This is a genomic window from Rhizobium sp. Root1204 (assembly GCF_001424965.1).
Classification (GTDB): Bacteria; Pseudomonadota; Alphaproteobacteria; order Rhizobiales; family Rhizobiaceae; genus Pararhizobium.
This window is the reverse complement of the sequence record NZ_LMCZ01000002.1, coordinates 123,147-141,976: the sequence shown is the minus strand read 5'-3', so window position 1 is coordinate 141,976 and position 18,830 is coordinate 123,147. Positions and strand designations below refer to the sequence as shown.

General features: G+C 58.8%; 19 protein-coding genes and 2 pseudogenes. 10 read left to right on the top strand and 11 right to left on the bottom strand.

The window, feature by feature from the left end; translation table 11 throughout:
• Window positions 1-147: 147 nt before the first annotated feature.
• Window positions 148-438, bottom strand: a complete 291-nt coding sequence (locus ASC96_RS32420; RefSeq protein ID WP_156397360.1) for a hypothetical protein — start codon at window positions 436-438, stop codon at window positions 148-150.
• A 95-nt stretch (window positions 439-533) separates the two neighbouring features.
• On the opposite strand from ASC96_RS32420, the pseudogene ASC96_RS31500 reads away from it, so the two are divergent.
• Both ASC96_RS31500 and ASC96_RS32415 read left to right on the top strand, forming a co-directional pair.
• A pseudogene (locus tag ASC96_RS31500) lies at window positions 534-689 on the top strand (transposase); the annotation flags it as partial.
• A gap of 145 nt (window positions 690-834) precedes the next feature.
• Entirely contained in the window at window positions 835-1,107 is a 273-nt protein-coding gene (locus ASC96_RS32415; protein WP_156397358.1) for a hypothetical protein, read from the top strand.
• A gap of 151 nt (window positions 1,108-1,258) precedes the next feature.
• Here ASC96_RS32415 and ASC96_RS04145 read toward each other — a convergent pair whose 3' ends face one another.
• The 3 genes from ASC96_RS04145 to ASC96_RS04135 form a co-directional block, all read right to left on the bottom strand.
• Window positions 1,259-2,185, bottom strand: a complete 927-nt coding sequence (locus ASC96_RS04145; protein WP_348270792.1) for a DUF559 domain-containing protein — start codon at window positions 2,183-2,185, stop codon at window positions 1,259-1,261.
• A gap of 184 nt (window positions 2,186-2,369) precedes the next feature.
• Complete coding sequence (locus ASC96_RS04140) at window positions 2,370-3,092, bottom strand: ribonuclease activity regulator RraA (RefSeq protein ID WP_060501673.1); 723 nt, start codon at window positions 3,090-3,092, stop codon at window positions 2,370-2,372.
• Between the two features lie 75 nt (window positions 3,093-3,167).
• Window positions 3,168-3,953 (bottom strand): IclR family transcriptional regulator, encoded by a 786-nt coding sequence (locus ASC96_RS04135; RefSeq protein WP_060501671.1) that lies wholly within the window; start codon window positions 3,951-3,953, stop codon window positions 3,168-3,170.
• 282 nt (window positions 3,954-4,235) lie between these two features.
• Between ASC96_RS04135 and ASC96_RS04130 the strand changes: the two genes are divergently transcribed.
• The 7 genes and pseudogenes from ASC96_RS04130 to ASC96_RS33265 all read left to right on the top strand — a co-directional run bounded on the left by ASC96_RS04130 (window position 4,236) and on the right by ASC96_RS33265 (window position 11,331).
• Window positions 4,236-5,687 carry an ABC transporter substrate-binding protein gene (locus ASC96_RS04130; RefSeq protein WP_156397374.1) on the top strand — a complete coding sequence of 484 codons (1,452 nt, stop codon included), beginning with the start codon at window positions 4,236-4,238 and terminating at the stop codon, window positions 5,685-5,687.
• Between the two features lie 32 nt (window positions 5,688-5,719).
• Window positions 5,720-6,640 (top strand): ABC transporter permease, encoded by a 921-nt coding sequence (locus ASC96_RS04125; RefSeq protein WP_060501667.1) that lies wholly within the window; start codon window positions 5,720-5,722, stop codon window positions 6,638-6,640.
• On the top strand, window positions 6,637-7,554 hold the full coding sequence (locus ASC96_RS04120; protein WP_060501665.1) for an ABC transporter permease: 918 nt from the start codon (window positions 6,637-6,639) through the stop codon (window positions 7,552-7,554). Before ASC96_RS04125 ends, ASC96_RS04120 begins: the two co-directional genes overlap by 4 nt.
• Window positions 7,554-8,525 carry an ABC transporter ATP-binding protein gene (locus ASC96_RS04115; RefSeq protein ID WP_060501663.1) on the top strand — a complete coding sequence of 324 codons (972 nt, stop codon included), beginning with the start codon at window positions 7,554-7,556 and terminating at the stop codon, window positions 8,523-8,525. The genes ASC96_RS04120 and ASC96_RS04115 overlap by 1 nt, the downstream gene beginning before the upstream one ends.
• Window positions 8,522-9,493, top strand: coding sequence for an oligopeptide/dipeptide ABC transporter ATP-binding protein (locus ASC96_RS04110; protein WP_060501661.1), 972 nt, complete (start codon window positions 8,522-8,524; stop codon window positions 9,491-9,493). Before ASC96_RS04115 ends, ASC96_RS04110 begins: the two co-directional genes overlap by 4 nt.
• A gap of 523 nt (window positions 9,494-10,016) precedes the next feature.
• Window positions 10,017-10,776 (top strand): annotated as a pseudogene (locus ASC96_RS04105) (DUF4239 domain-containing protein).
• Window positions 10,777-10,971: 195 nt separating this feature from the next.
• Entirely contained in the window at window positions 10,972-11,331 is a 360-nt protein-coding gene (locus ASC96_RS33265) for a hypothetical protein (RefSeq protein ID WP_200956611.1), read from the top strand.
• A 137-nt stretch (window positions 11,332-11,468) separates the two neighbouring features.
• Here the strand turns inward: ASC96_RS33265 and ASC96_RS04095 are convergent, their stop codons facing one another.
• The 7 genes from ASC96_RS04095 to ASC96_RS04070 all read right to left on the bottom strand — a co-directional run bounded on the left by ASC96_RS04095 (window position 11,469) and on the right by ASC96_RS04070 (window position 16,810).
• Window positions 11,469-12,332 carry an ionic transporter y4hA gene (locus ASC96_RS04095; RefSeq protein ID WP_244481849.1) on the bottom strand — a complete coding sequence of 288 codons (864 nt, stop codon included), beginning with the start codon at window positions 12,330-12,332 and terminating at the stop codon, window positions 11,469-11,471.
• Window positions 12,333-12,428: 96 nt separating this feature from the next.
• A complete protein-coding gene (locus ASC96_RS32410) occupies window positions 12,429-12,605 on the bottom strand; it encodes a hypothetical protein (RefSeq protein WP_156397354.1) in 177 nt (58 codons plus the stop codon).
• A gap of 36 nt (window positions 12,606-12,641) precedes the next feature.
• Entirely contained in the window at window positions 12,642-13,211 is a 570-nt protein-coding gene (locus tag ASC96_RS04090; RefSeq protein WP_060501659.1) for an OmpA family protein, read from the bottom strand.
• Window positions 13,212-13,236: 25 nt separating this feature from the next.
• Window positions 13,237-13,662, bottom strand: coding sequence for a cysteine rich repeat-containing protein (locus ASC96_RS04085; protein WP_060501658.1), 426 nt, complete (start codon window positions 13,660-13,662; stop codon window positions 13,237-13,239).
• Between the two features lie 144 nt (window positions 13,663-13,806).
• Window positions 13,807-14,196, bottom strand: coding sequence for a response regulator (locus ASC96_RS04080; RefSeq protein WP_060501656.1), 390 nt, complete (start codon window positions 14,194-14,196; stop codon window positions 13,807-13,809).
• A gap of 95 nt (window positions 14,197-14,291) precedes the next feature.
• Window positions 14,292-14,927: a response regulator gene (locus ASC96_RS04075; protein ID WP_060501653.1), complete on the bottom strand. Its 636-nt coding sequence runs from the start codon at window positions 14,925-14,927 to the stop codon at window positions 14,292-14,294.
• The gene (locus tag ASC96_RS04070; RefSeq protein ID WP_082511929.1) at window positions 14,924-16,810 is read right to left on the bottom strand and encodes a sensor histidine kinase; all 1,887 of its coding nucleotides are present in this window, start codon (window positions 16,808-16,810) and stop codon (window positions 14,924-14,926) included. The genes ASC96_RS04075 and ASC96_RS04070 overlap by 4 nt, the downstream gene beginning before the upstream one ends.
• Window positions 16,811-17,129: 319 nt before the next feature.
• On the opposite strand from ASC96_RS04070, the gene ASC96_RS04065 reads away from it, so the two are divergent.
• The gene (locus ASC96_RS04065) at window positions 17,130-18,794 is read left to right on the top strand and encodes an arylsulfatase (RefSeq protein WP_060501651.1); all 1,665 of its coding nucleotides are present in this window, start codon (window positions 17,130-17,132) and stop codon (window positions 18,792-18,794) included.
• The last annotated feature ends 36 nt before the right edge of the window (window positions 18,795-18,830 follow it).

Genomic DNA, 18,830 nt, shown 5'->3' with positions numbered 1-18,830 from the left:
ATATGCTGAAGGTCACTGCGTGCCATCCAAAGCCGGGCCCGGATACGCACCAGCATCATTGACGTCGCTTCCGCAAGCCCTCACGATAAGGGATGTCGTCAGGTACAAGTTTTCTCAGTGAACTTTATGCTGCTGCAAACCCGGTGGCTAAGCTGCCACCGTCTGAGCGCCGCAGATTGATTGAACGTGCCCTTGAAACGATCGCCGATCGCATTTCTCGCGCAGATCAAGCGAATCACGAAAGAGCTCAACAACGGCCCGGATCTTGTTGCCGCGCACCTGCTTTTTGAATGCGCAGATGAAATCCGCAGGCTTCAAACCTTGGCGAAAGACAATGAAGCCTAGTTTCGCCATGAGCGAACATTGGCCAACGGGCAAAGAGCATATCGGAGAACCGAGCATAGCGGTGGCAAAGCCACGGTTCGGGAATTCGCGCATGCAACTCCGGTTCCTGGGGCAGCCGCAGGAGATTTAGCATAGCACCGCCGAAACGGCGGAAATCGGGACCGACTGTCCCCGGAGTTGCATTCCACACCGCCGACCAACGCCTGGAGCGTCGCCGGAAAGTGAGCCTGCCACTCGTCGATGGTCTGCAGGTTTGGCTTCAAATCGAGCGGGCAAAGCTGTCGCGCAGTTCTCCGGTCGCAGAGGCGATCGACTACATGCTCAAGCGCTGGGATGGCTTCACGTAATTCCTAGAGGACGGCAGGATTTGCCTGACGAACAATGCAGCCAGAAGGATCATGGTGGAGCTCGCCTGGCTCTCCGCAGAAAGATCGGGGTCGCCGCAGTTGTTTTCATAACGAATATGGACGGCTTCGCCCGAAGATGACCATGGAGGCCGCTGTAGCTGCCGTCGAGGCCGGTAATCTCAGCCGAGAAGACGTCGTTGAAGCGATGTGTGCCGATCTGGTGGAGGTCGATGCCGAGAATGCTTGTGGCCAGGTTTGTCAGAAGCTCGAAGACGCAGCCTTCTATCACCGGGCTTGTCAGCATGTCGCCGACAAAGTCACCGCCGAGGGCATCCAGCCTTGCACATGGACCACGCTGCCGGAGGATTATGAGCCGGACTCCAACCCCTTCGAGATCACCACTGCCGATGAATGAGTCACGGCAGGTATCGACACACGGGCTACCGCCGACGGAAAGGTTCGCATCGACATCACGGTCGGCGGCAAGACGCCGATGGTTGATCGCGACGAATCCCTGTTGGAAGCTCTTCGAGAACTCATCGCGTGGCATGACGTCCGTATTTGCCTCACACGACCGCCGCCCGGCTTACCCCTCGACAGCGGGCTTCGTTTAAGGGCCGCCTTTGCCCTTGGCTTCCAGCTCTTTCACAAACGCTCCAAGCGGGAAAGGCTCTTTTTCCTCGAGATCTCATCCACACCGCGTGGCATCCTAGCCTTTCAAGATTACTCTGGACGTGGGGAGACAGACGCCGATCCTTTGATAGCTGCTGCCTAACACCGTCGAAGTAGTGCGTGCGGTTGCCGTGCAGATTGAAACTCTTGGCCAGGATCGCGGCGTTGATGTCAGGATCCGGATGTACCGGTGGCCACGACATCGGCGAGATCGTGATTGTCGTCGCATCGCTTCTGCCATGATTAGACCGAGTGCTTCGCATAAGCCGGTCGAGTTCAGCATGCGCCGCATCATAGTGCTTCCGAAGATTGGCATTCGCCGATAGCTGCTCTTCGAGGGCTATCGACTTCTTGGCATTTTCCAACGCGGAGGCGATCACCATCTTTTCGGTATCGAATGTCTGCTTCGACGGCCCTAGGGCCTCTTGAATGGCACGCTCTTTGGTGACGTGAGCGTCCATATGATCCAGAAATTCATCGACAAAGTTCATCGAATTCGTGAAGGTCTTGGCGACCGATATCGGCGGCGACTTCGTCACAACCTTCGGCGCCGGCGGTCTGCAGCGGGCGACAGCGGCACAAACCATTTCGACTGCCTTGGCCGGCGTGTTGAAGACGACCTTCGCCGGGATACGCAGGACACGGAATCCCTTTGCGACAAAGAATTCGTCACGTATTCCATCGCGCTCAGCAGCCTCCGGGGATGAATGCCAAGCTGCTCCATCTACCTCGACGACAAGCCATTTGTTCACGAGAGAGTCCAAGCGATAAGGCTTGTACTCGGTCTGAATGTCCAGCTCGATACCCGGAGTGACGAGGATGCCATTGTCAGGGATAAGACCATTGGATCTCGAAACGACCGGCCATCAGTACATGGAGAATAAAGCCGACCTAAAGCTTGGGGCCCTTCATTGGCAGCCTCTCGAATATCGGTAGCAAGCGCCAAACGAACATCACCAACAAGCGAGCCCGGGCGAAATCGCCCGGCGCTCAGATTTCTCACGATCAGCCCACGGCGGTCCTAGCTTTGCGCCATTCCGCGTAGCGGGCAAGTGTTTCTTCATTCGGTGGATAAACCCCGAGCGTCGAGCGCCCGGATTCGATTTCAACCTTCAGAAACTCCTCTTGCTCCTCCATGGCAACCGCTTCGTCGGCGATCTCTTCAACATATTCCCGCGGAATGACGATGACGGCCTCGCTATCGCCGAAAATGATGTCGCCCGGATACACGGCGACGCCCCCGCAGGCGATCGGCTGGTTCATATCGGACGCATGATGTGCAACCAGGTTGGCGGGCGCAGCCGGCCCGAGGCAATAAGTCGGGAAGCCGAGAGAGGCGATATCTGCGGTATCGCGCACGCCGCCATCCAAAACCATGCCGGCGGCGTTGCGGTAGACGAGACGCCGCGCAAGCATGGCGCCGATCCCGGCGACTTCGGCAAGGGCCCTGCAATCGAAAACCAGGACATGGCCATTCGGAATGGTATCGATAGCCTTGCGCTGATGGTTCGAAGGATCAGAGCTGTAAGTTGACCCGTCAATATCCTCGCGCGCAGGAATGTAGCGCACGGTTACGGCCGGTCCGATCATCGGCTTGTCCAGATTTGAAAGCGGACGCACACCGCGGATCGCCGTGTTGCGCAAGCCCCGCTTCAAAAGCAGTGTGCTTAGGCTTGCGGAATTTGTCCGTGCAAGCTTTGCCAGAACCGAAGAATCCAAGGTTGTCATGAAGCTCCTCCATTGCGTGTCGAAGGAGCATCTAACAGGCAAAATAAACATGTTCAATATAGAAATTAGAATTTCTTATTTGAACAAAGGGTGGCGGCCGTCAATCGTCTTGGTTAAAAGGGCTGCGCAATCGAGCGCTTCACGCCGGATTGACCGCGCTCGATCCGGCGTTGCCTCACCGATGAATGGAACGCTAACGGTTGCGACAAGCTGGCTGCCGGCGTCGAAAACCGGCGTCGCAATTGCCCGCACACCCAAGTTGGATTCCTGGTTATCCTCCGCATATCCGTTGCGCCGGATGTCGGCGAGCGCCTCCTTCAGCGCGTCCGCATCGGTGATTGTGTACGGGGTGCTCGACTCCAAACCGGCAGCACAATATGCTTCGACCTCGCTATAGTCGGAAAACGCAAGCGCAAGCTTGCCGCCCGCCCCGACATGCTTGCGGGAACGCCCGCCGACCTTGATGAAAAGCGAATAGTCGCCCGGGCTTGGAGCAGCAAATATGGTCATCATTTCATGACCTTCGGGTGCAGCAAGCTTGAAGGATTCCAGAATTTTGTCGGCAGCAGCCGTCAAGATCGGCTTTGCCGCCTCAACCAAGAAAGCCTTGTCGGCGCCAGGAGAAATGCGACGCGCCAGCTCGACAAATTTCGGCCCGAGCTCGTAAATCGAGCCGCCGTTAACACGTGCAACAAGCCCATGCGCACTCAGTGAATTCAAGATCCGGTACACCGTCGACCGCGGCACACCCAGCTGCTCGACGAGAGCCGCAAGCGAAATCCCTGTCCGCGCATCCGCAACCGCCTCCAGAAGATGCGCGGTCTTTTCGACTATCGGCGAACCATGCTTGAGTTCATTCATGAACCAATTATTCCTTATTTGAAATATCTATGTTGACATTTGTCGTCGGTATGCGCATTTTTGCCCAGCGAATGTCACATATGACACTACGCGCTTGCGGGAGGAAGTAAAGCGGCTCGGTTATGCCCAACGCGAAGAACCAGCAGCTTTCACGGCAAGGTCTACCTGATACAACACAGCAATGGCGCGGCCTTGCGGGAGGAGGATATCGTGACAACCATTTCTATCGGCAGATCGGCAAACATCGGCCTTCTTGCGCTGTATCTGGCTGCCGGCGTGGCCATGCCCGGCCATGCTGCACCCGACACGTTGACGGTCGTCGTTACTGACGAGCCGAAGTCTCTTGACCCTTGCGACACGGACCTCTCTGGCAATGCCCGCGTCCTGCGCAACAACATCACCGAAACGCTGGTCAACCTGAGCCCCGCAGACGGCTCGGTCCAGCCCAGCCTCGCCACCGCTTGGGAGCAGGTAGATGACCTCACCTGGAAATTCACACTGCGCGAAGGGGTGACCTTCCACGACGGCAAGCCCTTCGATGCAGCCGCAGTCGCCGCAGCCCTGACACGCGCGCAAAATCCCGCGCTTGCCTGCGAAGTCGGCCTTGCCACGCTGAAAGCGCTTGTCCTGACCCCGGAAGCCGCCGATGCGAAGACGCTCATCATTCGCACCGATATCGTCGAGCCCATCCTGCCCAGCAAACTGGCTGCCCTCGACATCGGATCGCCTGATACGCCTGCCGACGCCAAGTCGCGTGAACCGATCGGCACCGGCCCCTATAAGCTCGCAGCCTGGAGACCGGGCCAGTCGATCACGCTGACGGCTTTCGATAAATACTGGGGTGACAAGCCCGCCATCCAGAACGCGACCGTTCTCTGGCGGGCGGAATCGGCAGTTCGCGCTGCTATGGTCGATACCGGAGAGGCTCAGATCTCTTACGAGATCGCGCCGCAGGACGGCACGACAGCAAACGACCACGCATTCCCCAATGCCGAAACCTCCCTGCTGCGTATCGATCAGGAGATCGCGCCCCTCAACGACAAACGCGTCCGCGAGGCGCTGAACCTTGCAATCGATCGTGACGGGTTGATCGGCACGATCTTCCATGCGCAGGCCCAGAAGGCGATGCAGGTCGTCCTGCCCTCGGTTTTCGGCTACAACCCCGATATCCCGGTCTGGACCTACGATCCGGAAAAAGCCCGCAGCCTGCTGGAAGCAGCACGCGCCGACGGTGTCCCCGTCGATACGGAAATCGTCATCTATGGACGCATCGGCATCTATCCGAATTCGTCCGAAAGCCTTGAGGCGATCCAGGCTATGCTCGCTGACGCCGGCTTCAATGTTCGTCTCGAAATGCTGGAAACCAGCCCCTGGCTGAAGAAACTCCTTAAGCCCTGGGATGCCGGCCGCCAGCCGTCTATCCTGCAGACACAGATCGACAATACCGAAGGCGACGCGGTCTTCACGCTTCCAAACCGCTTTACCAGCGATGGCAATACATCTTCGATCGCCGACCCGAAGCTTGATACATTGATCTCCGATGCGTCCAAGGCAACCGGTGGTGAACGCAAGCGCCTGTTCCAGGAAGCGTTCAAATATCTCGCCGTCGACGCGATCAACATCGTGCCGCTGTTCCATATGGTCACGATCGCGCGCGTCGCACCGGATGTGAACTACACACCGGATGTTCAGGCCGGTAACGAGATCAAACTGAAGACGATCAGCTATCGCTGATCCTTCCTCCGCTCGGTACCCGAGGAGAACGGATGTCACTCGCCTATTTCGTCAGACGGACGATCTTCGCCGCGCTTGCGCTTGCGGCGTTGATGACCTCCGCCTTCATCCTCGTGCGGCTCACCGGAGATCCTGTGAACCTCTATTTGCCGGTCGATGCGTCCGATGCGGCACGTGAGGCCATGCGGGCGCGCCTCGGGCTCGATCGATCCCTTCTGGCCCAGTTCCTCGACTGGGCCGGAGACATGCTCCGCCTCGATTTCGGCATGTCCCTCTGGCACAACCGGCCGGCAATGGACGTGGTGCTCGAAGCTCTGCCGAACACGCTTGCGCTCGGCGCCATTGCCTTGACGCTTGCCTTCCTTGCGGCAATCGTTGCCGGCTCGATCGCCGCCGTCAACGCCGGCAGCTGGATCGATCGCGGCATCAATGTGCTGTCCCAAGCTGCTGCCAGCGTGCCGGATTTCTGGCTCGGTCTCATGGGCGTGCTGCTCTTTGCCGTCACGTTCCGCCTGCTTCCGACATCCGGCTTCGGCGGTCCTGTCTATTGGGTCCTACCGATTGCCTGTCTTTTCGCCCGGCCGTTCGGAACTTTAGTTCAGATCGTGCGGGGATCGATGATCGAGGCGCTGAATGCCACCTTCGTTCGCACGGCGCGTGCGAAAGGGGCTCGCAGCAAGCGCGTGATCTTCGTGCATGCGCTGCGAAACGCACTCCTGCCAGCGGTGACCGTGACCGGAGACCTCGCCGCGCAATTTGCCGGTGGTGGCGGTGTGGTCGAAGTCGTCTTCGGCTTTCCCGGTATCGGCAAGCTGCTGATCGACGGTATTCTCAAGCGTGATTTTGCCATCGTGCAGGCATCGATCTTCGCGGTCGCCGTCGTGATCTTCATCATCAATATCCTTGTCGACATGCTCTACGCGTGGATCGACCCGCGCGTGAGGGTGGAATGACCGAGGCGCTTTCAGAATTGCTTGACGAACGCAAGGCGGCAAGCGGACGCTTCGCGTGGTTCCTCCGTGCCCTTCGCGGAGACCCCATGGCGGTCGCGGCCACCATCTGGCTAATGATCGTGGTTCTCGCCATTCTGGCGGATGCGCTCTCCCTGCTGGGTGAAAACCGTATCTCGCTGAAGGCGCGCAACATGCCGCCATTCGATTTCAGCCAGGCCTGGACACTCTGGCTCGGCGCCGATGCACTCGGGCGGCCGCTTCTCGTGCGGCTGATACAGGCGGCCTCGACGACGATCGGGATTGCCCTTCTCACCGTGCTGACCAGTCTCGTCGGCGGCACCCTGCTTGGCGTTATCGCCGGCTATTTCGGTGGGTTCATCGGCAATGTCATTATGCGCATTTCCGATATCATCCTCGGCTTTCCGACTCTGCTCGTTGCGCTTTTCGGCCTCTACCTGTTCGGACCGAGTGTGCTCAATCTCATCTTGGTTCTGGCGATCACGCGCATGCCGGCCTACATCCGCGTGGCCCGAGCCGAAACGCTGGAGGCTCGCGAGCGCCTGTTCGTCGATGCGGCCAGGGTGTTTGGTGGCGGATCGCTCTGGATTCTGCGCGTGCACATTCTCCCGAGCGTCGCGCCGACCATGCTGACGTTAGCATCCGTCAATCTCGCCATGGTCATGCTGTTCGAATCCGGTCTCAGCTATCTCGGCCTCGGCATCCAGCCTCCGGCGGTGAGCTGGGGTCTGATGGTGGCGCAGGGCCAGGGTTATCTCTCCTCCGCCTGGTGGCTCGGCTTCTTCCCCGGTCTTGCCGTCATGCTCACCACCATGTCCTTCAATCTCCTCGCCAACTGGTTCCGGATCGTCAACGACCCCTCGCAGCATTGGCGTCTCGTGAGCCGGAGACGATAATGGCGCTTCTGGAAATCAAGGACCTTCAGGTCAGTTTCGATACTGCGGCGGGGCGCATCCTCGCTCTCAACGGCGTCTCCTTCTCACTGGAGCGCGGTGAGGTTCTGGCGCTGCTCGGCGAAAGCGGGTCGGGAAAATCCGTGACCGCCGCCGCGATCATGGACCTCATCCCCGATCCGCCGGGTGCAATCAATGAAGGCAGCATCCATTTCGACGGCGCCGATATTCTCCGGCTCGCCCAAAACAAACGCCGGGATCTTTGCGGAAGCCGCATCGCCCTGATCTTTCAGGATGCGCTTGCCGCCCTCAATCCCGTCTATCCCGTTGGATGGCAGATCGCAGAGATGTTCCGAATCCACGGCCGCACGCCGGAGGCAGGCATCGACAAGGCCGTCCTTGATCTGCTGACCGCGGTCGGCATTCCGGATCCGGCACGGCGTGCCAAGCAATATCCGCACGAATTTTCCGGTGGCATGCGCCAGCGGATCATGATTGCCATGGCGGTGGCGCTCGAGCCCGACATCATCATCGCGGACGAGCCGACAACGGCGCTCGACGTGACCATCCAGGCGCAGATCGTCGATCTTCTCGACCGTGTGCGCAAGCGTAGCGATGCCGGCATGATCTTCATCACCCATGATCTTGGCGTCGTTGCCGAACTCGCCGATCGCGTCGCAGTGATGTATGCGGGTCGCATCGTTGAAACGGCTGATGTCTTCGAACTGTTCGAAGACCCGCGCCATCCCTACAGCAATGGATTGCTGGCGTCGCAACCGCGCATGGACAGCGAGGAGGCCGAACTCCTGCCCATCCCGGGTTCAGCCCCCAATCCGGCCGCCCTTCCCTCGGGCTGCGCCTTCAGGACGCGCTGTCCCAGATCGGCGGATATCTGCGCCGAAATAGTTCCCGCCCTTCAATCCATGGGTCCCGGCCGGCAGGTCGCGTGCCATTTTCCGGTTGTACCCGCATGAACAAGCCGCTTCTCAAGGTCGAAAATCTCTCTCGCCATTTCGGCAGTTCGCAGGCACCGGTTCGCGCCGTCGAGGATGTCAGCTTCGAAATCGCTTGCGGTGAAACGCTGGGCCTTGTCGGCGAAAGCGGCTGCGGCAAGACATCGCTCGTCCGCACACTTCTGAAACTCGGTCCGGCAACGAGCGGCCGCGCGCTTCTGGATGACGTTGACATAACGACCGCGAGCGGAAAACAGCTTCATGCCCTGCGCCGAAAGATGCAGGTCGTGTTCCAGGATCCGTACCAATCGCTCAATCCCCGCATGCGGGTTGATCGCCTGATCTCGGAGCCTTGGGCGCTTCACCCGGATGTTCTGCCGAAGTCCCGCTGGCGCGACGAGACCATCAACCTTCTGGAATCCGTCGGCCTGCGGGCCGAACATGCCGAGCGCTATCCTTCGGAGTTTTCAGGCGGGCAGAGGCAACGCCTCGGCATTGCGCGCGCCCTTGCTCTCAATCCGACCTTGCTCGTCTGCGACGAGCCCGTCTCCGCGCTCGACGTATCGGTTCAGGCGCAGGTGGTGAACCTTCTCGCGAAATTGCGGCGTGAACGAAATCTAGCAATGCTGTTCGTCGCCCACGACCTCGCCGTCGTCCGGCACGTGTCCGACCGGGTGATGGTCATGTATCTCGGCAAGATCATTGAGACCGGATCGAAGGACGCGATCTTCAACGCGCCGGCCCATCCCTATACGCAGGCCTTGCTCTCTGCTGTTCCGACGCCGGACCCGAAACTGCGCGGCGTGCGCAAGCGTATTGTCCTGCAAGGCGACCTGCCAAGCCCGGCCAATCCGCCGAGTGGCTGCCGGTTTCGCACCCGATGCTGGAAGGCGACGTCGATCTGTGCCGAGCAAGAGCCGCAGCTCATCGAAAGAACAGCATCGCCTAGTCTATTCACAGCCTGTCATCATGCGGATAGCGCTGCATAAAAGGGTTGTTTGCTAAGAAGTAGAGACATCCCAACGTGAACCTCGAGTCGTAAAACTGAACCCACCTAGGCTCTTGAGGGGGGTTGAACCCTCGACCTGTCGTTCAGCGGCTCACATTCAAAATAATTTCCAATCCGGGCAACAGCTTGCTCTTCGGAGCGGCCGGTAAGGGGCCGCATGCGGCCTGTCGGCTGCCATACGCTCAATGCGGAAAGCAGACGTCCACGTTCCTAAACTTGCAGGATGCTGCGAGCTGGTGAATCATAAAGGGTAACGGCCACTCACTCAACGATGGCATCAAGCGAGTGGCTCGGCCGCTACTGCGACCAGACCGATCTCGACTTAGCGATCAACGCGGCAGGTCACCTAGCAGTCAAAACTTCTCCGACTGCTCAAGTGTAGCTTCAGCGCGGCATCCTTTAATCCGCCAAAATTTCCATTGTCGGGTGTCTGTCGCGCTGTGAAAGTGCATCGTGATCTTTTGCGCTTTACATCAAGCGCATAAAAAATCGGAGGCCACACTTTGGGATCATTAACGCTTGATGCAATCGTCTTTTGTTTGTCTGTTCGGCGCCACCCTCGTGGGCATCCTCATCCGCAGTCGCATCCCATCCTACCACCTCGATATCGACAGCAAGGAGGTTATAAGGTTGTCCACCGCCGTCGTGGGAACGCTTTCGGCACTGGCCTTGGGGCTCCTCATATCATCGGCCAAAAACGTGTTCGACAACGCGGAAACCGAGCTTCGCACCTCTGTCGCGCGCGTGCTCCTCCTCGACAGAGTCATGGCCCACTATGGCCCCGAGACAAAACTGGCCCGAGACCATCTCAATCGTATCGTCGGAAACAGGGTCGAACAGGGATGGGATTCGCCCTCGGGAGAAGCCGGCGCCGATCCCTACGACCATCCCAGAGCATCGAGCCTGTGCAGGCAGAACTTCGCGATCTTGTCCCAGGAACCGATCCCCAGCGGCTCCTTCAGGCGCGTGCGCTTGAAGTGAGCCGCCAACTTGCCGAAGCTCGATGGATGCTTGTGGAAAGCAGGTCGGAAGGGCTACCTACCGCTTTCCTTGTCATACTCGTCTTCTGCCTCGCATGGCTGTTCGCGACGTTTGGCCTGCAGGCCCCAGCCAATCCGACGGTCATCGGCGTCATGCTAGTCTGTTCGTTATCGGTTGCTGAAGCGGTCTTCCTTGTCATTGACATGGCACATCCGTACATCGGGGGTTCACGTGTTGGATGCTCCGCTCCGTGAAGCGCTGGCGCACCTTGGAAGGCAATAGACGAATGAGCGGTCGGGGCAAGATTAACAGCGGATACTGCTACGCCATCTTGCTACTCGGGCAGATCCTATGTGCACTGATGCTTGTCTGGCTCGTGTTTCCGATATTCTACTTCCTTGTGACCCATCTCGGCGAGCGTCAGGACATTCGGATCGCCGATCAAATTCTGATCGTATTCGTTTCCATGCTGCTCCATTGCTTCACTGGTCTCGACTGGCCTGGGTCGAGATCGTCCCCCCGTGCCATAACATCCTGCTTGCGCACCCGTTCCTGTTCGCCAGCCGGGTCACTTTCTTCTTCGGCGGAGCTTTGTTCTCGGCGGTGTTCTTCCGGCACTTTCCTGAACTGGAAGTCTTCCCGCCGCTTTGGCAGGCGGTCGCCAAGGCCCTGTACGTGGTCGCAGTCTTGTTCGGTCTGTTCTGTGTCTCACTGGAGCTGGATAGGCTTGGTCGAGCGATGGAAGAACCGCATGTCAAAGGACGACGTCATTTCTTAAGGAGCGATCGCAAAAAACAGAAATACGACGAAAACGACAAGATGGACGATGCCCTGTAACATCGTCGTCCGGCCAGTTCCAAGTGTAATGACGCTGATGAACAGCGTCAGCATAAGCAGGGCCTGATCCTTGTCGTCCAATCCCAGCGCAAGTGGTTGGCCTATCACGATAGACACGAGCGCCACGACCGGGATCGTCAGGCCATCGCTGCGAGGACGGAGCCCAGAGCCAGGTTGAGGCTGGTCTGCAATCGATTGGCGTTCGCCGCCCGAAGAGCCGCGACGCATTCAGGCAGAAGCACGACTGCTGCTATGACGATACCGACGACGGCTTCCGGGAGCCCGAACCAACGTATCGCCCCCTCCACCGCCGGCGTCAGGGATTTCGCCAACCCTACGACCGCGACGAGGGCGACAACCAGCAAGCAGCCGCTTATCACTGCCGCCCTGTTCGATGGAGATGCCGCATGTTGGTGCTGGTCACCGGTTTCAGGGGTGAGGAAATCGTCGCGGTGGCTCACGGTCTGCACGAAGACATAGGCACAATACAAGACCAGCGACACAAACCCCGCAAAGACGAGCTGAGATGTATTGAACATCGGCCCGGAAGCTGTGGCGACAAGATTAGGCAGGACAAGCGTCAACGTGGTAAGGGCCGCGAGCACCGCCAGTCCGGCGTTTGCTCCGTGAGCCTGAAACCCCTGCTGGTGATGACGAATGCCGCCGAGAAGCAGGCAAAGCCCAACGATGCCGTTCATCACGATCATCACGGCTGCGAACACGGTATCGCGCGCAAGTCCCATCTTTTCCGTCGGAGCGGAGATCATGACCGAGACGATCAGCGCCACATCGATCACCGTGACCGCTACGGCCAGAACCAAGGTACCGAACGGCTCGCCCGTGCGATGAGCGACGACTTCGGCGTGGTAGACGGCGGCAAAGACCGTGGCGATCAGTGCCAGCCCGGCTGCCGTCGCGTGAACGCCGCTTCCTGTCAACGATGCCGGCAAGAGAAGAACAAGCCACGCCGCTGCGGGCGCCGCCCAGGTCCAAAACGGCATGCGTGCCACCAAAGGGATTTCCTTCCATTAGCCGCGTTGAAATCTTCTCTCGTAAATAGTCCGAGCGCCACCTTCGTCAGCCTGTGGATTCTACTCTCAGTCAATCTGATCCGGTCCTGGATCCAGGCCCGAACTGCGGTCGCCGCCGACAGTGGCGTCGGGGCCGAGGCCCTGCGATTGCGCGTAGGTGGTATTGTCAGACGCCGTGCTCGCGCACCCTGTGAGCACGGCGAACGCGATCAGTATGAACGTCATTACGGATTTCGAAGCCATTGCTTCCTCCTATGGGATCAGGATCTAAACCGCGTTCTAGCGCACGAGCCCCAGATTGATGAGTTGAACACGACGATTATCGGCAGCTTCCGGATTGTTGGGATCGAGCGGCCATTCCTGCCCGACGCCGACAGCGTAGAGGCGATCTGGCGCGATGGCGAACGTGGTGGACAGCGCCTGGGTGATCGCGTCTGCCCGCTTTTGGCTGAGCGTCAGGTTATGCTGGGCATCGCCCGTCGAGCTTGAGTGGCCAATGATCAGGAACTTGTAGCGTCGCAGGTTCGGATGATGGAGGGCGTCAGCGATCAGTCCTACCGTCCTATAAGATTTCGGCTCGATGGCGACGGAATCGTTTTCGAAATTGATCTCGACAATCATCTGCGACAGCTTTGACAGCTCCTGCCAATGCGGAAGGCTGGCGGCGCCCTTGCCTGCGCTGGCGGATGCTTCCTCCACGAGGATGGCGACGTCGATTGCCGGCGCCGCGCCTTCGACACGGCCTAGCGTGCGTACAAGCTGCTTGTCGCCCAGATCCTGGGCCAACGACTGGCCTGCCATCAACAACAGGCCTGCGGAGAGCATCGCGGTGATACGGATTTTATTCATGTGGACGTTCCCTTCGTCTGGACGCTCAACGCCAACCGGCGTCTGTGATGACCTGGCCGCACTGGCGCTCGTTCACGCGCTTGGCTTTCACGAGGCAGGAAAGCAGGTTGCCCTCCCCCTTTAAGCCGCTGCAGTATTGCGCGGCGTCATGCTCGCACACCTTTGCAAACGACGATTGGGCCGCAAGTCTCTGCTTGATGGAGGCGGTGACGTTCGCGAGTGTCGCGGTGCAGGTCGGCGAGACCTTCCCAGCGTTTTTCTCGAGGCAGGCCTGAATCTTTCCACCTCCGAGATTGAGCCCTTTGCAGTGCTTCTTGATGTCGTTGCCGCAATCGGTTGCGAGAGTGGTGACAGCGTCTGCAAAGCTGATGGTTTCTGCGCGACTTGTTGAGGCGAAGGAAAGAAGAGCCAGAAGTGTGGCTCCAGCCACGAATGAAAGACGAGTGGACATAGGCTGGTATCCGATCCGAATTGAGTGGGTCGAGTGCATTCCTCTGCCGGACGAAACGTCCGCGCTGTGCTGATGTGTGAGCCAAGATCGAAGTCTCGTCTATTGTCCTTTGGGGAAGTCGGGGCACATTTCTCGCATTTGCGGTCAGCCCCGAGGCAAGATAATAAGCGCGGTGTTGACCGCCGCGACCAATGATTTTGCCGCGAATGGTTTGCGGAGATAGGCGACGCACCCGGCTTCGAGCGCAGCGCGCTCCAGCGTTTCGTCTTCCAGTGCCGTGATGAAGATCACCGGAAGGTCCCTCCCGCTCTCTTTCAGATGCTGCCAAAGTTCGACGCCCGACATGCCGCCAAGCTGGATGTCGAAAATCGTGCAGCCCAGGTTTTGCAGTGGAGCCTGGGCGAGGAAGGTCTCTGCGGAAGGGTAGCCCTCCGTTGAGAAACCATTGGCATTGAGGAGGCGTTGGACGCTCCTGAGCATGCTGGGGTCGTCGTCGACCACAGCCACGACACGGGGTGAAGTTTCCAAAGGCATGCCTTTCCGGGGGTCAAATCGACACTGAGCCGGCCCCGTTTCTTCAGCTATCCTATGACGAGTGTGAAGCTGCCGCTATTGTCCTTTGGGGAAGCTCAAAGCTGCGAGCGTTCCTCGGCAGCCGCGATAAGCCCATGCCTCTCGGCAATGGAAACCGCTTCGGCGATATTCCTCGCCCCCATTTTTTCTATGAGATTGTGTCGATACGCCTTGATCGTCCGTTCCGACGTGCCGAGAACGTGAGCGATCTGCTTGTTGAGTGTTCCACGGACGAGCAGTTGTAGAACTTCGACTTCACGTCGCGTCAGGCTGGCTAATCTTGTTCTGGCGGCGTGGTTCCGTTCGAATTCCTCTCGTCGTGCGACGGCGCGCTGCAAGGACCGACGAATGGCCTCGAGCAAGACCACGCCATTCAGAGGCTTTTCCAGGAAATCGACGGCACCCGCCTTCATCGCGTGGACGCTCGCTTTGATGTCCCCATGTCCGCTCAGAAATACGACAGGGAGGAGCGGTGCTTGCTGCATAAGCTGTTCCTGCAGCGCCAACCCGTCCAAACCCGGCATATCAAGGTCGAGCAAAATGCAACAATCGGGCACGATGTCGTGGATGCGTGCAAGAAGCTCCTCGCCCGACCCGTACAGAGCGGTCCCATATCCGGACGCTGACAAGAGCCGCCCCACGGCAGTCCTGAATGAATAATCGTCGTCGACAATGTGGATGATCGGGTTCATCTGGTCTCCGCTCTTGCTAACGGTAATACCACGCGGAACACGGCGCCGCCGTCGCCTCCGTTGGAGGCCATTATCCTTCCCCCATAGGTCTCCACGATCGTGCGGGCGATTGAGAGACCGAGACCCGTCCCAGAGGCCTTCGTCGTGTAAAATGGCTCGAAGATCGTGGCGAACTTGTCGTCGGGGATGCCGTCGCCGGAATCCGAGATCGAAAGCTCCGCTTTGGCGTCTTTCGTTAACCGCGTCTCAAGGGTGAGCTTTCTTTGGTTACCCGCTTTCGTCATTGCATCCATCGCATTGATGGCGATGTTGAGAACCACCTGTTGCACATGGATCTTGTCCGCGCGGACGAGCAACGGCTCTCTAGCGGGCTTCGAGCGCACCTCGATGCCCCTGCGAACCGCCTCCCCTTTCAGGATCTTGATCGCCGTTGCGGTTAGTTCGCTGAGATCGAATTCTTGCCATTCGATTTCCGCTCTTTTCTTGAGAAGGCCTCTCATGCGGGAAATGATGTCGTGAGCGCGCTGATCGTCGTCCTGTATGTCCGTCAGAATCTGTTCGATCAGCTTCAGGTCGGGACACGCGGACCTCAGGACAATCGAAGCGGCCTCCGCGTTGCTGCGGATCGCACCGAGCGGCTGATTGAGTTCGTGCGCGATGGATGCCGAAAGCGCGCCGGCCGTGGCCGATTGATTGAGGTGAATGACTTCGAGCAGGCGATGCCGGGATTCCACCTCCGCCGTGCGACGCCGCCGTCGTTCAAATAGAAGGATGATGATGAAGACGCTCTGCAGAGTGATCACTACCGAAACCACGAGGACCGTCAACCAATACTGTTCCAGAAAAGTCGGTTGTCGATACATCTGGAAGGTACCGGGCGGCAGATTTTGTTCGGACAGTCCCCAGCGTTTCAACTGCCGGGCATCGACGACATCGAAGTGCGGAGCCTGGACGTGGGTGATGGGCTTTCCGTCGAGGGCGTCAAGGGTCAGATCCGCGACACTCTCTCCCAGCGCCTCGAATGTCACGACGTTTCCGCCAACCGATCCGTAGTCGATATAAGTCGAGTACGGGCCGAAGACGGGCGCGCTTGCCGTGGCGGTGATCTGCTTGACAGCGTCGCGCGGGATAAAGTTTCGCCCGCTGCGGTCCTGGAAGATCGTCAGTGCCAGAACGATGCTGTCCGCCGGGAACGCAGCGGCCTTAGCGACAAATTCCTCGATGGTCAGGTCCTCGAGATAAGTAGTGTCGTAGTTCTTCGAAAACTCGGCAAGCTCGGCTTTCGCCGTTTCCAACCACCATCGATCGAACTCCGATGACCCGCCCAGCACGAAGAGATGTCGGGCGCTTGGGTGAAGACGCCGGGCGAGTGCCGCCGTCTTGATTATGTTGAACTCGGTGAACGCACCGATTACATCGGGCGGCATTTTCATCTTCAGCGCAGTCGATTTGTTGAAACCCGCGACGATGATCTTCGCGTCTCGGGCAAGGGCGGCACGATGCTCAACGATGAATTTTGCCGACTGCTCGCCAAGGGCGACCACGACATCGGGGCGGTGGCGCACATATTTTTCGCCCAGGAACTGCGCCATGCGCTCGACGTATTCGCCTTCGGGAAAGCGCGCGAGATCGAGGAATTCGGAGAAAAGATCGATCTTGCCGCCCGTCGCATCCAGCAGCCGCGCGCGGATCGCCTCGCCGGCCACGGTCGTAGCTGCAATCCGCTCATCATAGGGGTAAAGGACCAAAACGCGTGGAGAGCGGTTTTCGGTCAATGCCTGACCGCCCGCCGCCGGGACATATATCACGAACAGGAGGAGGCAGAGTCGGCCGACGCTTGTGAGCCACTGCCGCAGGCAGGTCGAGTTACGCAGAACGCCCATCACTTTTCCCCCGAAAAGGTAGCGCAACCTAGCAAGCGGCAATCACTAATACAACCAGCGCTTTAAGTTTCGACTCTGTCGAAAAATGATGATTCTGCCCAAAAGGACAATATCGCTGGTGCGAGACCTCGGATACCTTCCCCGCCTGAGTGGGCAGGCCAATCCGGCTGCTCACCAGTGACGCCTGAGACCCCCGAAGAGCGTCACCGTATTGGCGTGCAGATTTATTGTTTTAGTGAATTGAAAAAAACGGGCACGTACCGGAAGCGTTTCGCGCGCTTGGTGGCTCTGGCCCCAAACCTCACTGGAGGATTTCAGGATGAATTTTCGTCTCGTCTACACGTTTGGGGCCTTGGCGGCTTCGACGTTTCTCGTGGGGGCCATGTCCCCCGCGCTGGCACAGTCCACATCCAAGCCCAACATACTGTTCATCGTCTCCGACGACACCGGCTACGGGGATCTTGGGCCATATGGCGGTGGCGAAGGCCGCGGCATGCCGACGCCGAGCATCGACAAGCTGGCCGATGAAGGCATGACCTTCTTCTCGTTCTATGCACAGCCGAGCTGCACACCCGGACGCGCTGCGATGCAGACGGGTCGCATTCCCAACCGCAGCGGCATGACCACCGTGGCCTTCCAGGGCCAGGGCGGCGGTCTGCCCGCTGCCGAGTGGACGCTGGCCTCGGTGTTGAAACGCGGTGGCTACCACACGTATTTCACCGGCAAATGGCATCTGGGCGAGGCAGACTATGCGCTGCCGATCGCGCAGGGCTATGACGAGATGAAACATGTCGGCCTCTACCATCTCAATGCCTACACCTACGCCGACCCGACCTGGTTCCCGGACATGGACCCGAAGTTGCGAGCCATGTTCCAGAAGGTGACGAAAGGCTCGCTGTCCGGCAAGGCCGGTGGCGAAGTCAAGGAAGACTTCAAAATCAACGGCCAGTACGTCGATACTCCGGTGATCGACGGCAAGGAAGGTGTCGTCGGCATACCGTTCTTTGACGGTTATGTCGAGAAAGCAGCGATCGAGTTCCTCGACGAGGCCGCAAAGAAGCCCGATGAGCCTTTTTTCATCAATGTCAACTTCATGAAGGTGCATCAGCCGAACCTTCCGGCACCCGAGTTCGAGCACAAATCCCTGTCGAAGAGCAAGTATGCCGACTCGGTGGTGGAACTCGACACACGCATCGGCCGGATCATGGACAAGCTGCGTGAAACAGGCCAGGACAAGAACACTCTCGTGTTCTACACGACGGACAACGGTGCCTGGCAGGACGTCTATCCGGATGCAGGTTACACCCCGTTCCGCGGCACCAAGGGCACGTTGCGCGAAGGCGGCAACCGCGTTCCAGCCATCGCCGTCTGGCCGGGCAAGATCAAGCCTCGCAGCAAAAACCACGACATCGTCGGCGGTCTCGATTTGATGGCGACGTTCGCTGCAACAGGCGGTGTTCCGCTACCAACCAATGACCGCGAAGACAAGCCGATCATCTTCGACAGCTATGACATGACACCAGTCCTGCTTGGCACAGGAAAATCAGACCGCACAAGTTGGTTTTACTTTACCGAGAACGAGCTTTCGCCGGGCGCGATCCGCGTCAACAACTACAAGTTCGCCTTCAACATTCGTGGTGACGACGGGGCACACACTGGTGGACTGGCAGTAGATGCCAACCTCGGGTGGAAGGGCCCAGAAAAATACGTAGCGACTGTACCGCAGGTGTTCGATCTGTGGCAGGACCCGCAGGAACGCTACGACATCTTCATGAACAACTTCACCGAGCGGACGTGGATGGGCGTCGTCATGGGCGAAGAGCTGAAGACGATCATGGCGACATATGTGAAGTACCCCCCGCGCAAGCAACAGAGCCTTACTTACACAGGCCCGCTCACCCTCTCAAACTATGAGAAATACCAATGGGTTAGGGATAGCCTTTCAAAAGAAGGCATAAGCATCCCTATGCCAACAGGCAATTGACGACTTGCGGACGGCTTCGGACAACCGGAGCCGTCC